The organism is Alterotamlana spongicola, from assembly GCF_035818475.1.
GTDB lineage: Bacteria > Bacteroidota > Bacteroidia > Flavobacteriales > Flavobacteriaceae > Cognatitamlana.
Window position 1 is genome coordinate 94,564 of sequence record NZ_JAYMGV010000003.1, and the last position, 19,357, is coordinate 113,920.

Genomic DNA, 19,357 nt, shown 5'->3' on the forward strand with positions numbered 1-19,357 from the left:
ATTTTAAAAATAATGAAATATATATATTCAATAATAACTGGGTTTTTAATAGTGTATGTGGCACATGGACAACAATGGAATGAACAGTGGTCTGTTGTTAAAACATATTCCGGAGAAAATATAAATGAAGTTTCAATGCCAATAGGAGGGATAGGAACGGGAACAGTTGGTATAAGTGGAAAAGGAGCCTTGCAAGACTGGGAAATTATGAACCGTGGTGCTATGGGATTTCTTCCGGCTTTCAGGTTTTCAAAACCAGCCACCGCTATGGGGCCGTTTTTTGCTATAAGATATGCGCAAGAAGGACAAGTTCCCAGGATAAAAGCATTACAGGGGTCAATAGATCAAAAAAAATATATTGGCGATTGGGGAGCAGAAGAAGTAAACAGTGGTTTTCCAAGATTCAAAGAAACAACATTTGCAGCAGCTTATCCGTTGGCGCAGGTGAGTTTTAAAAATGATAATTTGCCATTTGAAGTGCGTTTGGAAGCTTTTAACCCCATGATTCCGGGAGATGAGGCTAATAGCTCGATTCCTGTGGCTGTATTACGTTATGTTGTAAAGAACACTAGTAATGAGCCTCTTGATATTTCCGTAGCAGGGATGGTGCCTAACTTTATCGGTTATGATGGCTGGAGTGGAAGCCCGGAAGGCAATTTCAATATATACAAAGAAGTAAACGGGATAAGAGGGTTGTATATGCAATCTAAAGATGTTCCTAAAGATGATCATAGCTATGGTACTATGGCGTTAACAACTGTTTCTAGCGGAGAAGTAAGTTACCGTACAGCTTGGGGGCAAGAAATCTGGAATTGGAATTTTCGCGAATTTTATGATGATTTTTTAAATGATGGAAACTTAGTTGATCACTCTAATTCCAACGGGAAAGTAAAAACCCCTCCAGCAACATTGTCTTTAAAACAAACACTAGCACCAAATGAGACCAAAGCGTTTACATTTATGTTAACATGGCGTTTTCCAAACCGAAAAGCATGGGAAACCGGAGTTCCCGGGCATTGGTGCCAGGGTGATGGTAGTCATATGGGGAATCATTATTGTACTGTTTATAAAGATGCCTGGGATGTTGCAGAACAAGTAACTAACAAGCTGAATTATCTTGAAGATGAAACGGTTAAATATGTAAAAGCTTTAGTTGATAGTGATATTCCTGAAATTCTTGTAGAAGCAGGGTTGTTTAATGCGTCTATTATGCGTTCTCAAACATTGTTTGTTACTGAAGATGGACGTCCTTTTGGTTGGGAAGGAACTGGAAGTATTGGTGGAACTGTGATTGGTGAACAAAAAACTGCAGGATGGGGATTTGGATCATTAACGCACGTTTGGAATTATGAAAGTACTGTGCCTTTTCTGTATGGTGATATAGCAAAACGATTCCGTGAAGTTGAATTCATGCATATGATGAGAAAAAATGGTGCTCAGTCACATAGAGTTGGTTTGCCGCTAGCAACTAATGCTACAAAAATGAGAAGTGAAGCGGCTGATGGCCAAATGGGAACCATTGTTAAAATGTACCGGGAATGGAATATGTCTGGTGATGACGACATGTTAAAGTATTTGTGGCCTAATATTAAAAAATCATTGGCTTTTGCATGGACTGGGTATTGGGATGCCAACAAAGATGGTGTGATGGAAGGGTCACAACACAATACTGCTGATGTAAATTATGAGGGGCCAAACCCTCAAATGGCATCATGGTATTTGGCAGCCTTAAAAGCAGGAGGAAAGATGGCTAAGCATGTAGGTGATAAAAAGTTTGCAAAAGAATGTAATACTTTATTTGAGTCAGGAAGTAAATGGGTGGATGCTAATTTATTTAATAAAGAATTTTATGAGCATCACATTACCCCAGGCAAGTCAAAAGTAGCACAAATTGGTAGGGGCTGTTTAGCAGACCAGTTGGTAGGGCAATATCTAGCCCATACAGCAGGATTAGGGTATGTTTTAGATGAGAACAATATTAAGACTACCTTAAATAGTGTGATGAAGTATAATTTTAAAGAAAACTTTCATGACCACTATACGTCTTTTAGAACTTATGCTATTGGCGACGAAAAAGGGTTGCAGATTTTAACTTACCCGATAGAAGGCGCTTTGTTAGATTCGCCAACACCTTATTACACTGAAGTTTGGAGTGGTGTTGAGTATAGTACTGCAGCACACATGATTTATGAAGGGCAAATAAAAAACGGACTTAAAATATTTGAGGCGGTTCGTGGGCGCTATAATGGTTCTAACCGTAATCCTTTTGATGAAATTGAATATGGTCATCGCTATGCGCGCTCAATGGCCGCTTGGTCCGGAATATTAGCTTACACGGGTTTTGAATATTCTGCTGTAGAAAGAACGATGAAGTTTAAGGATCAAAAAGGGAAGTTCTTTTGGTCAAATGGTTATCAATATGGTACAGTAGAAATTTCAGGGTCTGAAATTGAAAAGAAAGTAAAGCTCACTGTTTTAAAAGGTGATATTCAATTGAATTGTTTTACCTTGAAAGGAGATACGCTAAGAAAGTATAAAAAGAAATTAGAAATTAAAGAGGGGGAGTCAATTAAGATTCTTCTCTAAAAAAATATAGTGAATGATAAAGTTTCTTGTGAAATATATGGCTTGTGTTACAACGGGATGTTTTTCAGTGGTTATGAGTGCTCAAAAACAGAAAACGCTTAAAGAGGTTGCTCAATATACTATAGACTCATGTAATATTGCTATGGAAGATAGATATACCATTGGAAAAGAACTATTTGAGTTGGGGGAGATCTTTACAGCTTATGAAATCCCTTATTTTAATGATCACTCAATAATTTATAATGCTAATGAAAAAAAGTGGCATTTATATGGGATTGTAAACCCCCATAATGTGTTCATTCACTTAACAGCCGATTCTTTAAATCAGCGAGAATGGAAAAGAGAAAAAGACTTTTCAACTGACGGGTCAGCTATTTGGGCACCACATATAATTTTTCATGAAGGTGTGTATCATATGTTTTATACTCAAATTGGTGTTCCAAGAGAATTACACCATGTAGTATCATTGGATTTATATAATTGGACCACATCAGAAACTCCAATTCTGGCGCAGAAAAATGAATTTTCGGAAAATTTGAAAAACAAAGACCCTATGGTGTTTTGGGATGAAAAGGAAGCGCAATGGATCATGTATTACAGTGTTATGAAAGATGAAAAACATTGGGTGGTAGGCTATAGCACAAGTAAAGATTTAAGAGAATGGACAAAAATGAAGATTTGTTTTGATGAACATACTACATCACCGGCCGTAGAATCTCCCTTTGTTGTTAAAAGAGGGAAGTACTACTATCTTTTTTTGTCAGCAAGGCCCTGGGAAATTGGAGGGGAAGATGTTTTTAGAAGCACCACACCCTATAAGTGGGATGCAAAAGATCATGTTCAACGGGTTAATCCATGGCATGCAGCAGAGCTTGTAGAGGATTTGGATGGGCAGTGGTATATGACGCTTTCAACCGGGAGACAATGTAGAGACTTTAGAATAGCACCATTATATTGGAATGATGAATTAGATGAAGAAATCCAAGGTTCCAATTCTAAAAAATAAATAGATGATCATGAGAAATTTATACAGGTTTTTAATTTTATTATTTGTTGTAGGGTGTACTGGGGTAAAAAATACAAATACTAAGGAAATTGAAATTGTAGATCATGATTATAAACTAATAATTAATCCGGAATCATTTCAATTCAGATTTGAAAATAAAGAAGGGAACATTGTAGTGCCTCAAAATAAAAACACAGGGCTTCTTTTGAATGGTAAACCGATAGTTCAAACAAATATCCTGAAAGCGTCTGATTCCGAGAAGAGTTTTATAGTGTCCAATGAGAATGGCGAAAATGCTGAAGTGGAAATTGTTTTTCAGGGAGGTATTGCCCGGTTTACAGTAAACTTCAAACAGGAAAAAGATGGAGACATAGCGCTACAATTAGGAGGTATGCCGGTAGCGCATGGTCTGGGTGATGTAGCTGCTTTTGAAGAATCATTTAATATAGTTGAAAATGCCAAAAACACTTATGTTATTAAAAATGATGGCGGTGGTAGACGGTGGGTAAGTACATTTTCAATTTTTCCGCAAAATAATTTTGCAGGAGTATTTTTCGATAAAGGAAAAAAAACGGTCATTATTGATAAGAATCAATATGGCATGAATCTAACCAAAGCAAATAATGCAACATTTTATTATTTTCTTGGAAACCCTAAAACGATGTATTCCAATTATAAAAAGGTAAGGGAGGCACATGGTTATAAAAGTGTAAAGCCAAAGTTCAGGTTGTTTGAACTAGGCTGGGAATCATGGGATGCTTTGGGGTGGAATACAAATCAGGTTACGGTACAGGACATACTTCAGAAGTTTCATGATAATAACTACCCTATCCGTTGGGTAGTTACCGGTTCCGGGTTTTGGGATGAGGGTGGTACAACAACCAGTTTTGGAAGATGGGGTGAGAAATTCTCGGATGCTACTACATTTAAATCATGGATGAATAAAAATGATATGGCCTGGATGATAGGGTTACGTACTAATCTTATTCCGGAAGGAGGTCCCTATTATCCAAAAACAAAGAAGAGAGATAAAAACTTAAAAGTTAAAACGTTTTATGGCAATGCGTTAACGACCGAAGCAAAGAAAAAAGATATTTTAGTTCGTGATACAAACAATCAAATATTGACAATTACCTCTGATATTTTTCCTATTGTACCTGCTTATTTAATAAATGGTGATGCTATAGGAGCCGCAGCATGGTTTCAAGAACAATATGCCAAATGGGATGTTGATGGTATTAAGGAAGATACTATGATGAATCTTGATACCTTAACAAATATATACAATAAACCCATGCGTGAAATAGCAGATAAAGGGGCAAACGTAATGGCGCGTAATGGAGAGTTTGTTGCCCCGGGAACACTTTTAAGAATTAATGATACCGGTGTTGGTGAGCTGACAAAAAGAATACCAATTAATTATATGCAATATGCTGCCTGTGGATTTCCAAATGTGTATTCAGATGTAGCAGGAGTGCATAATATACACAATATAAGATCTGTAGATGCTAATATTAGGCATGCCTGGTTGCTTTCATTAACATCGGGGTTGGCGGTTGGAGCTTTCCCTGACAAGTGGCCGGAAGAAAAGCAAAAAGTGTTCAAAAAGGCAATTGATTTTCATTATGCAATAGCACCCTATATGTACAGCGAAGCATTAAAAGGCTATGAGTCCGGCTACCCAACTACATTAACTCCTTTAACCATAGCATATTCAAATGATTCTAAGGTCTCAGAACTTAATAATTTTCAATGGATGATAGGAGAATCTATTCTGGCAACGCCATTATTAAAGAACTATCAAACAGGAAAAATGGATGTATACCTTCCTGAAGGTGTTTGGTTTGACTATGAGACCGGGAAAAAATATAACGGGAAGCAAGTGTTGAATGACTATAAAATCCCCTTGGATAAAACACCGGTTTTTATAGGGGGTAAAGGAATCGTTATAGAAAGAACATCTGATAACATGCCCTTAAAAGCAAAAGTTTACCCAGTATCACGATCATCTCAAATCTATAAGTTTATTTACCCGGATAATAAGGGCGTAAATATAATTACCTATAATGGTTGGGGGTCAATTAATACTCTTAAAGTTAAAGATATTACAGATAACAAGGAGATAGCTTATGACTATGATGCTGCCAGTGGTAGTATAAGTTTTGAAATAAGGCCGAATCATAACTATCAAATAGCTGAATAAATAAATCTGGTAACTATGAGAGTACTCTTTTTAGCTTTAATACTACTATTCACAACATGCAAGCAAGCTCAAAACGCGAGTGTTGACAAAAATAAAATTAAAACTCAGTCTATAGATGATTTTTCAAAGCTATTAAAAAGAGTGCCTAAGCAATCAATACTTGCACAAGAAGGATATTATGTATGGGGAGGATCTGTTGTAAAAGGAGATGATGGGTTTTATCATATGTTATATTCCAGGTGGTTAAAAAGCTATGGTTTTGAAGCTTGGGTGACCCACTCAGAAATTGCTCATGCCATATCAAAAACACCAGAAGGCCCTTTCACCTTTGTAGATGTGGCTTTACAAGCAAGAGGAAAAACATATTGGGATGGGTTAACAACTCACAATCCTACAGTTTATAAGTTTGAAGGTAAATATTACCTGTATTATATGGGAACCACAGGTGATGGTAAAGTAATGCCAACGTTAAACTTTATACATAGGAATAACCAAAGAATCGGAGTGGCATGGGCTAATAGTCCTAATGGTCCATGGAATCGTTTTGACAAGCCAGTCATTGATGTTTCGGAAGATCCACAGGCTTATGATGCGTTAATGGTGAGTAATCCTTCCGTAACAAAAATGAAGGATGGCAGAATTTTATTAATATACAAAGCTGTTGCCAGGCATAACCCATTACCTTTTGGAGGTCCGGTAACACATTTGGCATCTGTTTCAGATAATCCGCTCGGAACATTTAAAAAGTTTGAAGCCCCCATTTTTTATAAAGAAGGCGAAAAGTTTCCGGCAGAGGATCCCTATATATGGTATCAGGAGAGTGCAGATCAATATTATGCTATTGTTAAAGATATGGAAGGGGCGTTTACCAATGCAGGAACCTCTTTAGCGCTATTTAAATCAAATGATGGATTTGACTGGCAGCCGGCAGAAAATGCATTGGTTTCTAAAATTCAAATTGAATGGGAAGATGGAACGCTTCAAAAGCTAAACCGTTTAGAGCGTCCACAAATTCTTTTAGAAGATGGAAGTCCAAAGATGTTATACTGTGCAGCTATGTATAATGGAGAAACTGTAAATGTCCATATGTCATTGGTGAACCTGGAAAAGTAAGCAACAACTTTGATAAAGAATTATAAATGATAATAAAAATTACAAATCAATCTATAACTATAACTGCCCTGATAGTACTGGTGCTGTTTTGCAATGTTGTGAGCTCCCAAAACAATTTATCACTTACTGGAAAAGCAATATCTGGTAATGGAAAAAAAGATGTTAGTTCTAAACTTAGTATAGATGGTAACCATAAAACAGGTTGGATGAGTAATGAGACAGATGAGCTTAAGTGGATTTTGGTAACCTTACCGGGAGCAACTGAAGTTGTCAAAGTTGTATTAAATATGGAGAACGGGAAAGGAGAAGCAATAGAAGCTTATGCTGTTCAAACGTTTATTAATGGGTACTATAATGATTTAAAAAAAACTACTGATAACCAGGAGAAAATAATATCAATAGCGTTTAAAAAACCGGTTTTAACTGATAGAATTCGATTAGCGATCCATGATACAGGGCAGGTAAAGGTAAACGAGTTTGAAATTTATGGAGAAGAGTATGTTTCAAAAGATGCTACGCCGGTTAAAAAAATAGTGGTCAATCAAAGTGGGTATAACTTAGAAAAACCAAAACGGTTTACAGCGCCTAAAATACCAGATCATACTACTTTTTACATAAAAAATATAAGAACCTCAAAACCGGAGTTTCAGGGTAAGGTTGTAAATCACATAGGGGACTTTTCAGCGTTTAATCCTTTGACCTCTGATGAATATGAGGTAGTTGTTGATTCATTGGTTTCCTATTCCTTTAGGGTAGCACCTTATTGGCTGGAGCGTGTCACTTATCAGAATATAATAGATTTTATGACAGGAGTCAGGCATTATACCGGTACGACAGATAAAATTAGAAGTCTTTCATGGGCATGGCGAGATGGCGATTTTTTTAATTGGTCCATGCAAACTTTAGTGGCGCAATACCTTTCCAATCCAGAAGCTTATAAACGTTTACCGAATAAAATAGAATATGTACCTAATGACAGTTTTTCAAAAGAATATAACGGTAAGTGGGGAAAATTAGAACCTTATAAAGAGAATGCCCCAGATATTGTAAAATTGATTCATTGGGATGCAGATGTGAAAATTTCACAACAGTTAGACCACGAAATGCAAAAGGCAGAACTGGCGCATTTTCTCTATGCTTTCCAGTATCTAAAAGACTGGTTACCACAACAAAATTTTGATGTTGTTTATAAATATGCGGTAGAGAACTGGGAAAAACCATCAGTATCTAATGGGTCTACAAGGTATGATCAAAGCCCGGAGCACAATTTGTTGGCGTTAAAAACAAAAATGGGAACAACCAAAGGAGAATTGCCTCCGGGGTATTCCGTTATACCTAACTTAATGCTGTATGAAGTTGTTAAAAACCACGGGGGAGAAGACGCTAATAAATATTTTGAAGCTGCATACAACCAAATGGAGTGGATGATTGCTAATTTGGATTGGAGAGATCCGTTGACAACAAAAGGACAACGGATGTCAGAGCATATTACTCTGCGTGCTTTTGCCTATTTCTATCATCAATATCCGGATAAAGCACCAAAAGGACTGGAGCAAAAGGTCAAAGCATGGGCTAAAATTATGATAAACCGCTCAAACAATATGTGGGATTTTAGAAAGTATACTGATGATGGGGATTGGGTTCCTAATGGATGGAATGAAACAGGCAATGTTTTAGGTTTTCCTGCCAGTGCATTAGCAGCAAAAAGCATGATTAAAGATGAGGTTTTAAAGAAAGAGTTAGATAGAATTATATGGTCCCATTTTGATAATGCCTTTGGCAGAAATCCTACAGGACGTCACTTTTCTTATGATGGTCCCAGAGAAATAGAGGGTGTAGATTTAGGATGGTATTCTTTTCATCACGGAGGGGTGGGTTTACTAGAAGAAGTGCCTTTTGTGTTTGATGGCTCACCAAAAACAAATCACTATCCTAACCATCCTGAAATTGGAAACCTAGGATGGACAGAAGGTTGGGTGCAGCACAATACGGCATTTAATGTGAGTATGGCATATTTAGCCCATAGTGATACTAAAATTAGTCTGACACAAAAAGAGAATAAAACCATTGAAATAAGGTTGAAAGTCCCTTTAAATTTTGATGAAGATAAAGTGACAGCATTAGCTATTAAAGTGCTGTCTTCGGGAGGAGATACAGTAATGACTACACTTACTGAAGAAGGTCCTTATTCTAAATATTTAAAGGGAACTGTAGAATATGAATATGAAAAAAGTAGAATAAGAGATAATATTTTACAAATAAAAAAGAATGATACTGTACATGCAAGCTATGGTTTAGGATATTTTGAGAAGAGCACATCAATAATAATGAACAAGGCAATGCCTAAATAAAATAGTATCAGGAACAATATTTAAACTTATAAATTATGAGTAATATAGATTACATAACCATATTGGCTTTTTCCTTACTAATAGTACTGGCTGGCTTGTCCTTTAGAAAAAGAGGCGGTGATATGAAGTCGTATTTTGCGGCAGGGGGTGCTGTGCCATGGTCAATGAGTGGGCTGTCATTGTTTATGAGCTTCTTTTCAGCAGGGACTTTTGTGGTATGGGGGTCTATTGCTTATGAGTTAGGTTGGGTAGCTATTACTATTCAGTTAGGCATGTGCTTAGGAGGCTTTTTGGTTGCATACTTAATCGCTCCAAAATGGCGTAATACAAATAGCCTGACTGCAGCAGAATTTGTAAGGAACAGATTGGGAGACAGAACCCAAAAGTTTTATACCTACTTAATACTTATTCTTTCCCTAGGGTATTCCGGAGCGTTTTTATACCCTGTAGCTAAAATCATTAATGTGTCTACCGGGTTTTCCATCAATGCATGTGTTATAGCTTTAGGGCTACTCATTTTATTGTATACTGTGGTAGGAGGCTTATGGGCTGTAATTATTACTGATGTATTACAATTTGTAATCTTAACAGCTGCAGTATGTATTGTGGTGTATCTGGCTTTACAAGAAGTAGGGGGGCTAAGTGCTTTTATTGATAAAGCTCCTGAGAATTTCTTTGATTGGGCAACTGCCGAATACTCCTGGTGGTTTATCGTGGCCTTTGCTATTTATAATACCATTTTTATTGGAGGTAATTGGGCGTATGTACAACGATATACCAGTGTAAAAGATGCTAAAAGTGCCAAAAAGGTAGGGTTGACTTTTGGGTGGTTATACTTGCTAAGTCCGTTTATTTGGATGCTGCCACCAATGATTTACAAGGTTTTGAATCCAACATTAGGAGGATTGGATAATGAAGGGGCCTATTTATTAGTTTGTAAAGAAGTATTACCGTTGGGTATGCTAGGGCTTATGTTAGGAGGTATGGTATTTGCAACGGCCAGCTCTGTTAATACGACTTTAAACTTAGCAGCCTCAGTTATAACCAATGATATTTTTAAAGTTTTAAAGCCACAGGCAAGTTTAAAACAAACCATGAATGTAGCTAAGCTTTCTACACTTTTATTTGGTTTAGGAACCATTGTGGTTGCATTATTGGTTCCGGCAGCCGGAGGTATTGTGAATATGGTTTTAAGTATAGGAGCTGTCACAGGATGCTCACTATATGGTCCGCCAATATGGGCACTATTTTCTAAAAGACATACAGGGAAATCTATTTTGAGAATCACCCTGTTAAGCCTTGCCATTAATTTAATGTTTAAGTTTTTTGCAGAACCTGTACTAGGTGAAAACTTATCCCGGGCCAATGAAATGCTTTTAGGAGCGATACTGCCTTTTGCTTTATTATTTACATATGAACTGTACGCTAAATTTAAAACGATAGAAGAAAGTGAGGACTATAAAAATTATCAGGAAAGCACGTTATTAAATGCCGGTGAAGAAGAAGAAACCGAAACAGTTGAGCAAAATACATTTGGAATTAAAGTTTTGGCAATGACCCTAATTGCAGTAGGGATTTTAATACTGATTTTAGGAATCATAGCAAAAGACTCCAGTGGAATTGTCTTAATAATGGGAAGTATTGTTTTATTAATGGCATTGATAATTCATCCGGAAATTAAAACAAAATTACCCTTTAGAGTATCAAAAGAATAAGAAATGATCTTTGATTTAACCAAATAAAGAATACGGCCTGATGCGTGGAGCGCTAAGGGTATAAAACCTATTGAAAGTATAATGATTAAAAGTGAATTTAATAGAGTAAGAGCAAACAAACTTGTAACACTTAATACTGACCTTGTTGTAATAGGGGGCGGATTAGCAGGAGTATGTGCAGCCGTGACGGCAGCCAGAGAAAATTTAAAAGTAGTATTAGTGCAGGACAGGCCTGTGTTAGGAGGAAATGCGTCTAGTGAAGTCAGATTGTGGGCTTTAGGAGCTACATCTCATATGGGAAATAATAACAGATGGTCCAGAGAAGGTGGTTTAATCAATGAAATCCTTTTGGATAATTTAAATCGAAATAAAGAAGGGAATCCGCTTCTTTTTGATACTGTTCTTTTAGAAAAAGTATACGAAGAAGACAATATTACTTTGTTGTTAAATACAGCTGTATATGAGACACAAAAATCAAGTGATAAAACTATAAAAAGCGTTATGGCATTTTGTAGTCAAAATTCAACAACATATCGCTTAGAAGCACCTTATTTTTGTGATGCTTCTGGTGATGGTATTGTGGCTTTTCAGTCTGGAGCATCCTTTAGAATGGGGGCAGAGCCCTCAGATGAGTTTGATGAAGGTTTTGCTCCTAATATTGAAGACTATGGTAATTTGTTAGGGCATTCCCTTTATTTCTACACTAAAGATGTAGGTAAACCGGTAAGCTATAAAGCGCCATCATTTGCTATTGATAATGCAGCAGATTTGCCCAGAATTAAAAATTATCAACTTGGAGACCATGGCTGTAAACTTTGGTGGGTAGAGTATGGAGGAAGGCTTGATACTATTCATCAATCTGAAGATATTAAATTTGAATTATGGAAAGTAGTGTATGGGATATGGGACTATATTAAAAATAGCGGAAAATACCCGGAAGCCGAAAGTCTAACATTAGAATGGGTGGGAACTATTCCAGGAAAAAGAGAAAGCCGAAGGTTTGAGGGTGATTTTATGTTATCTCAAAAAGATATTGTAGAGCAAAGAGATTATTATGATCGTGTGGCTTTTGGAGGATGGGCTATGGACTTGCACCCTGCTGATGGAGTATATAGCAAGCATAATTCTTGTACTCAGTGGCATGGTAAGGGGGTGTATTCTATTCCTTTTAGATGCTATTACAGTAAAGATATTGAAAACCTGTTTTTAGCCGGAAGAATTATAAGCGCTTCACATGTTGCTTTTGGCTCATCTCGTGTCATGTTAACCTGTGCTCATGGAGGACAGGTAGTAGGAAAAGCTGCTGCTTTATGCATTAAAAATCATTGGCAACCCCGAAAATTAGCCAGAGAAGAAAACATTCAGCAATTACAATTAACTTTGAATAGAGATGGGCAAGGGATTCCAAGGTTAGCTTTAACTGATGACAAGAACCTTATTGCAAAAGCAAAAATAACAGCTTCATCAGAATTAAAACTTAGTACACTATCTGCTTCCGGAGCATGGAAAACATTAGATACAAATACGGCACAATTATTACCGCTTATAGCTGATCAAACGTATAGTGTAACAATTATGGTTAAAGCTTCAAAAGCAACTACATTATCACTCATATTAAAAAGAAGTAGTTCTAAAAAACACTTTACGCCCGATGTTGATCTGCAGTCAAATGACTTTAAATTAGAAAAAGGAACTCAGGATATTACGTTTACTTTGAATAAACCCTTTGATGAGGATTGTTATGTCTATTTGTGCTTTATGAAAAATGAAGCTGTTCAAATACCATTATCAGATGAACTTTACCCGGGGGTAATGTCGGTTCAACAAAAAGTTAATAAAGCTGTTTCTAATTTTGGAAGGCAGGATCCGCCTGATAATGTTGGGATAGATGCTTTTGACTTCTGGACTCCGGAACGTAAACCCGGAGGTGAAAATATTGCAATGCAAATAATGCCTCCAATACAAAAATTCAGTTTAAAAAACATAATTAATTTAGAGGAGCGGCCAACATCAAACGGAGATGTTAATGCCTGGACTGCCAGTATAGAAGATAAACAGCCTAAAGTAATGTGCAGATGGGAAGCTCCGAAGAAGATTAAAACACTAAGATTATCTTTTGATGCAGATTTTGATAATGCTTTGGAGTCAGTTTTGATGCAACATCCAAATGCAGTAACCCCTTTTGTAGTAAATCATTATGAGGTTTTTGATGGAGATAATAACGCAATCTATAAAAAAGAAAATAATCATCAAGCTGTCAATATTATAAACTTTGAAGAGCCTTTGGTAACAGATACTCTGACTGTGGTTTTTTCTAAACCAGATGATCAAACTCCGGTAATTTTATATGGGTTAGCAGCATACGCTTAGTTAAGTTTTATTAGGTGTGTCGTATAAATATTGAGTGAAAGGGGGCTGATACAGAATGTCGCTTAATTTAATAGTTGTTAGAAATATCCATAAGTTTTTCTAAAAGCAGCAGGAGGAGTACCTTTTACCTTTTTAAAAATTTTGGTTAAGTGATAACGATCAGAAAAACCACATAGGCCTGCAATTTTTTCAATACTGTAATCAGAATACAGTAAAAGGTTTCCGGCCTTTTCAATTCTAATTTTAGCCACATATTTACTGGGGCTTAAACGCATATCCTTTTTAAATAAATTGTAAAGAAAAGTTGAAGAAACTCCCAATACGTCAGCTATTATAGTATCTGTAATTTTATTACCTAAGTTTTTATCAATAAAGTCTATAGCTAAGTAGGTTTTATCGTGTAGAACTTTGGATGGTTTTATCTCTGGAGTAATTTTATTAACCGCAGTAAGGATTAAGCTATAAATAGTAAAGCTGGTATTTAGTGAAAACTCTTTAGGGTTTTCCAATAGCGACTCTATTATTTGAGTGAGCATTTTCTGGTGATCAGAGTTCAAATCGAACGAATAAACTCCCGGTTCAATATTGTCATAATCTGTTCCTAATGTAAAATGTAAAAAGAAATGTAAAATGTTCTGACGTTCCATTTGGATTTTTTCATCCTGTTTGGATTCTATTCTGGAACACTTGAAAAAATAATCAGACTTAGGAATTTGCTTTTGATCAATTATGCCTGTAGAATATGACGTATGCGGAGGGATTAAATAAATTTGATTTGGAACCAAAAAGATCTTTTTCTTATAAACGATATAGGCTCCGGTATTTTTATTCCAGTATAACCTCCAAAAAGGGAAGGACATTTGCTGCCCTTTCCAGATCTCAAACCACCAATACCGGCAACAGAGAATAGTTGGTTTTAACCGATTAAATTTTTGGATATCTAATGAAGGATCTCCACTATTTGATATTTTATTGGTTATAAGCATTTTTTGAAAATATACACAAAATTACGGAAACTTGACATTTCAAAAAACATTACGGTTTCATTACTTTGTAAAATACAGAATGTTTTTTTATCTGATATCTGCAAGAAAGTCTTTTGTATATAAAAGATTTATAAGGTTTAATAAAATTTGAAAGTTAATCTATGAAAATCAAAAAAGAAGATGGGCCTAAATTAATAGAGGCTAGTTTGTTATTACCTTTTATAGCCGTAACATCACTTTTTTTTCTGTGGGGATTTCCTAATGATCTCACAAATCCTATGGTAGAGGTTTTTAAGAATGTATTGAATATTTCAAATGTAAAAGCCTCGTATGTTCAATTGGCATTTTATGGAGGGTATGGAACTATGGCTATACCTGCTGCTTTATTTATTAGAAAATATACATATAAATCAGGAATTATTTTTGGACTTTTTCTGTTTATGATTGGTGCATTTATGATGTACCCTTCCGCTACTCTGGTAAATTATAATCTATTTTTGGTATCCCTTTATATTTTGACATTTGGGTTGGCTTTTTTGGAAACAACAGCTAATCCAATGATTCTGGAATTAGGAGATTCAAGAACGGCAACCCAACGATTAAACCTTTCTCAGGCATTCAATCCTATGGGAGCTCTAACCGGGCAGTTAGTAGCACGTTTTTTTGTTGTAGACAGGTTAGAAACAAAAATAGGGGCAGATAGCGATAAAACTCAAGTTTTATCTGAAGTTCAAAAGCAACAGATTATTGAACATGATTTTAGCATCATCAGTACACCTTACATAATTTTGGGAGCGGTCGTATTAGTTATTATGGTGTTATTTCTCTTTATGAAGATTGATAGCAAAAATAAAACGGTTGAAAAACTAAGCTTAAAGACGACCTTTAGAAAGCTTTTTTCAAATAAAGCATATTACGAAGGTGTTTTAGCTCAATTTTTTTACGTTGCCGCTCAAATTATGGTATGGACCTTTATTTATCAATATGTTACAAACTTGAATGCTTCCAGAGGAGAAGATGAACAGTTAAACGCAGTAGTTTATGTAGCTGCATCAACCATATTGTTCTTAACGGCAAGATGGGTATGTACCTTTTTAATAAGGTATATAGATTCTGCAAAACTGATGCTGATTTTTGCAGTTATGGGTGTGGCATTCTGCTCCGGTGCTATATTAATTAACGGGATTGCAGGTCTATATTGTTTAGTGGGCGTTTCTTTTGCTATGTCTCTTATGTTTCCCACTATTTATGGAATTGCTCTGAAAGGCATGGGAGATGAAGCTAAATTGGGATCTGCCGGACTGATTTTAGGTATTGTTGGAGGAGCTTTAATGCCTCCGTTACAAGGGCGTATTATTGATGTTGGAGGAACCGGACTTAGTGATATTAAAATTTTAGGGTTCATTCCGGAGGTTAATTTTTCGTTTATACTGCCTTTGATTTGTTTGGTTGTAGTTGGTTTATATAGTTATAGATCAATGAAACGAAAAGTTAAGGATGAAAGGGCTTCTGCCGTTTGAGCATCACCGTCTTACTGAAAATTTAAAATAGATTTTAATCATAATATAAAATATAAGAAATGATATGGCAGCTTTAAAATTAAACAATGATATTGACCAAAATACAGGGCTTCCTGTGATTGGGGTATTTGCTACATGTGATCCGAGAATTGATCAGGATTCCCGAACCCGGGCTATTAATATTGTAAAAATGACCGCAAACCAAGTTTCTGGTAAAGTTCTCACCGGGAATAAAGAAAAAATAGCAGTGGTTTATACCGATGTTTTAGTAGATGGAGAAAAACAGGCAGATATAGTAGCTTCACAATTTAAAAGAGCAGGGGTTAATATAATTGTTTGCGTTCCGGATACCTGGGCCTTTCCTCAATTAACTGTCTTATCTTTATTAAGTCATTTTCCCAAGGATACACCTTTTAATTTTACTACTGGGAATAGTGGGCCAAGACCGGGAGTGGTATTTACACATGCCACTAACGGGGCTCTGGCACAATCCGGAAGACTGGTACATATAAATGTTGGAAGTTGGGAAGATACCGGGCTTAACCCGGAAATGACAGACAACACAAAAAATGCTTTAATAGATTGGTGTTATTCAGCTGCAACAATTCAAGGTCTCAAAGGTAAACGCGTGGTAGTTTTTGGTCATGATTCAATGGGGATGGAGACAGCACTACCTCATGTTGGTGCCACGAGAAACCAATTTGGAATAGAAATTACCCGTCTTGATATGAAACTACTGGCGGACCTCTTACAAAAGGAAGCCTATGATAAAGACGAGTTAAAACAACTTAGAGGTTGGCTGGAAGAAGGCTCTGCAGGTATTGAACTTCCAGAAGGAATTGATAATGATAATTTAGACAAAAGTCTGGCTTTATATTTAATTGTCCGGGATTTAATGAAGGACCTGAATGCTGTAGGAGGGGGATTTATGAGTCAATTAGAATGGGGGTCAGATGCAAGAGGTATTCCTTTACCCGTTGCAGATATTATGGAATCGTTATTCAACTCCACATTTGATCACAATGGGCCTAAAGCCGTTATTCCATATGCTACAGAAGCTGATGTTCAGGCGTTATTAACCCAGTTGTTTATGACATGGTTATCGGGAGGCAACCCACCTTTATTTATGGATTTTAGAAAAGTTTGGGCTCCGGAGGAAATTAATGAATTTGCCACAGCAAAAGGAATAGAACTAAATGGGGATACAGCCTGGGAGGAAAAAGGCTTTGTAGATGGTGTTAATTCCGGATCTGCATCCTTTGATTGGGCAGCACTTCCCGGAACACCTCCTAATGAGATATTGAAGAAAATCACGTTCCCCAAAGCGGTAGAGTATTTCTCTTATTTAGGTAATTCGGTTCATTTTATTTCTCCCAGTGGCATTAAAGGAATTGCTGCCCGTTTAGCCTATAGTTCTTTATCAGGAATGTTCTCAATGGTATGGGATGAAACAGAAACGGTACTTCCGCCGGAAAAATTAGCTAAGGCTGTATGTGAAACCGCTAATCCTACCTGGCCGCATACTTTTGTGATGCCCAAATATGCTACTATGGAAGAGTATAAGCATTATGCTCCTGCAAACCATTTTCATATGACCTGGAACCTTAAAAGGTCGCGACTACAGTTTTGGATGGATATGGCAAATGTGCTTTCGGTAACACCATGGGCAGCAAAACCTGTGTTTGAAGAGGGGGTAGATAGGCCTATACCGTTATTGTACGTAATTAATGGAGGAGAAGATCAAGCTAAGATGAAACGTAATAATTAAGGGAGATTTGAAGCTCTCTTATATTTAAAAATAATCTGGTAAATATAGAAAAAATGGAATATACACTTGGACTGGATTTTGGAACGAGCTCAGGTAGAGCCTGTATATTAGATGTCCGTTCAGGACAGGTTATTGCTACAGCTGTTTGTGGTTATGAAGGAGGAACTAATGGAGTTTTTACGGATGACAACAATCCGTTAGTTGCTAGACAATCTCCAATGGGGTATATGAGAGCCTTGGAAATTGCGGTAAAAAGTGCGGTAAGTGATTTTGTTGCCGGTGGATATTCGGTAAATGATATTATTGGAATTGGAGTAGATGCAACCGGTTCTACTCCAATACCGGTAAATGAAAAAATGCAACCGTTAGCATCACTTCCCGAATTTGAGAATAACTTAAATGCTTATGCATGGCTTTGGAAGGATCACACTTCTGTTAAGGAAGCATTAGAGATTACACGACAGGCTAAGGAAAATAGGCCAGAATATATAGCAAAGTGTGGAGGTACGTATTCATCCGAGTGGTTTTGGGCTAAAGTGTGGCACTGCCTAAATATAGATCCGGAAGTATTTTTTGCTGCACATAGCTGGATAGAACAGTCAGATTTTATTCCAGCTACTTTGGCCGGTATTGATGATGTTAAAAAGGTAAAGCGTAATATTTGCGCTGCAGGCCATAAGGCTATGTGTTCTGATATATGGGGTGGGTTGCCCGACAAAGAATTTTTAGCCACATTGAACCCGGCATTGGCAGAGTTAAGAGATAATTTATATGATAAGGCTTATACTTTTGATGAAATTATAGGGTATTTATCAGGGTATTGGGCTGAATTGTTAGGTATTCCAGAGGGGATACCCATTGCAGTAGGAGCCTTGGATGCTCATGTAGGAGCCATAGGTGCAGGTGTAGGAAATGGAAAGTTTGTGAAGATAGTTGGAACCTCTACCTGTGATATTATGGTGTTTCCTCCGGAAAAGTCTCCGGATAATATTACTGGAGTGGCCGGCATTGTTAATGGATCTGTATTACCCGGATATGTTGGTATTGAGGCTGGACAAGCGGCTGTAGGGGACTTGCTTAATTGGTGGGTTCAACATGTATTGAAGCAAGATAGTTCATATCATGATGTACTTACAAAAGCAGCTTCCAGACTTAAAGCCGGTGAAAGTGGATTATTATCACTTGATTGGAATAATGGGAACCGGAATATTTTGAGCGATCAACAATTGTCAGGATTAATAATAGGGCAGACATTAGCAACAGAAGATTATGAAATTTATAGAGCGTTAATAGAGGCAACAGCTTTTGGAGCTTTGAAAATAATTCGTTTAGTTGAAAGTCACGGAGTAGAAATCAATGAAATAATAGTTACCGGAGGTATTGGTCACAAGAATGAAATGTTCATGCAAATTTATGCAGATGTTCTCGGGGTTCCTGTGAAATTAGTTGAAAACCCGCAAACAGTAGCTGTTGGAGCTGCTATAATGGCTGCTATTGCTGTAGAAAAGAAAGCTAAAGGGCATTTAAACACAAATGACATAGTAGAGCAGCTTTCTGTAGTTTCAGAAAAAGTATACACTCCCAACATAAATGAAACGTATATTTATAAGCAACTCTTTGAACTTTATAGTGAGTTACATGATGCTTTTGGGAGGAAAGGCTATTCAGGGAATATCTATGAAATAATGAAAAAACTAATTAAAATCCGCTATAAAGTTATCAGCGAGTAGGTGTAAAAT

11 protein-coding genes are annotated in these 19,357 nt (G+C 36.7%); 10 read left to right on the plus strand and 1 reads right to left on the minus strand.

The window, feature by feature from the left end; all coding sequences use genetic code 11:
• Positions 1-12 precede the first annotated feature (12 nt).
• The 7 genes from VOI54_RS14605 to VOI54_RS14635 all read left to right on the plus strand — a co-directional run bounded on the left by VOI54_RS14605 (position 13) and on the right by VOI54_RS14635 (position 13,344).
• Positions 13-2,586, plus strand: a complete 2,574-nt coding sequence (locus VOI54_RS14605) for a GH116 family glycosyl-hydrolase (RefSeq protein ID WP_326283660.1) — start codon at positions 13-15, stop codon at positions 2,584-2,586.
• Between the two features lie 13 nt (positions 2,587-2,599).
• Positions 2,600-3,592: a family 43 glycosylhydrolase gene (locus VOI54_RS14610; protein ID WP_326283661.1), complete on the plus strand. Its 993-nt coding sequence runs from the start codon at positions 2,600-2,602 to the stop codon at positions 3,590-3,592.
• A 10-nt stretch (positions 3,593-3,602) separates the two neighbouring features.
• A complete protein-coding gene (locus VOI54_RS14615; protein WP_326283662.1) occupies positions 3,603-5,795 on the plus strand; it encodes a glycoside hydrolase family 31 family protein in 2,193 nt (730 codons plus the stop codon).
• Positions 5,796-5,810: 15 nt separating this feature from the next.
• Positions 5,811-6,908 carry a glycoside hydrolase family protein gene (locus tag VOI54_RS14620; protein WP_326283664.1) on the plus strand — a complete coding sequence of 366 codons (1,098 nt, stop codon included), beginning with the start codon at positions 5,811-5,813 and terminating at the stop codon, positions 6,906-6,908.
• 26 nt (positions 6,909-6,934) lie between these two features.
• Complete coding sequence (locus tag VOI54_RS14625; protein ID WP_326283666.1) at positions 6,935-9,259, plus strand: discoidin domain-containing protein; 2,325 nt, start codon at positions 6,935-6,937, stop codon at positions 9,257-9,259.
• Positions 9,260-9,294: 35 nt separating this feature from the next.
• Positions 9,295-10,974 carry a sodium:solute symporter family protein gene (locus VOI54_RS14630; protein WP_326283668.1) on the plus strand — a complete coding sequence of 560 codons (1,680 nt, stop codon included), beginning with the start codon at positions 9,295-9,297 and terminating at the stop codon, positions 10,972-10,974.
• 81 nt (positions 10,975-11,055) lie between these two features.
• Positions 11,056-13,344, plus strand: a complete 2,289-nt coding sequence (locus VOI54_RS14635; protein ID WP_326283670.1) for an FAD-dependent oxidoreductase — start codon at positions 11,056-11,058, stop codon at positions 13,342-13,344.
• 77 nt (positions 13,345-13,421) lie between these two features.
• Here VOI54_RS14635 and VOI54_RS14640 read toward each other — a convergent pair whose 3' ends face one another.
• Positions 13,422-14,330, minus strand: a complete 909-nt coding sequence (locus VOI54_RS14640) for a helix-turn-helix domain-containing protein (RefSeq protein WP_326283672.1) — start codon at positions 14,328-14,330, stop codon at positions 13,422-13,424.
• Between the two features lie 161 nt (positions 14,331-14,491).
• Here VOI54_RS14640 and fucP point away from each other — a divergent pair, with 161 nt between their 5' ends.
• From fucP to VOI54_RS14655, 3 genes are all read left to right on the plus strand, one after another.
• Positions 14,492-15,850 carry an L-fucose:H+ symporter permease gene (gene fucP, locus VOI54_RS14645; protein ID WP_326283674.1) on the plus strand — a complete coding sequence of 453 codons (1,359 nt, stop codon included), beginning with the start codon at positions 14,492-14,494 and terminating at the stop codon, positions 15,848-15,850.
• Between the two features lie 64 nt (positions 15,851-15,914).
• Positions 15,915-17,618 carry a hypothetical protein gene (locus VOI54_RS14650; RefSeq protein WP_326283676.1) on the plus strand — a complete coding sequence of 568 codons (1,704 nt, stop codon included), beginning with the start codon at positions 15,915-15,917 and terminating at the stop codon, positions 17,616-17,618.
• Between the two features lie 53 nt (positions 17,619-17,671).
• A complete protein-coding gene (locus tag VOI54_RS14655) occupies positions 17,672-19,348 on the plus strand; it encodes a ribulokinase (RefSeq protein ID WP_326283678.1) in 1,677 nt (558 codons plus the stop codon).
• Positions 19,349-19,357: the final 9 nt, after the last annotated feature.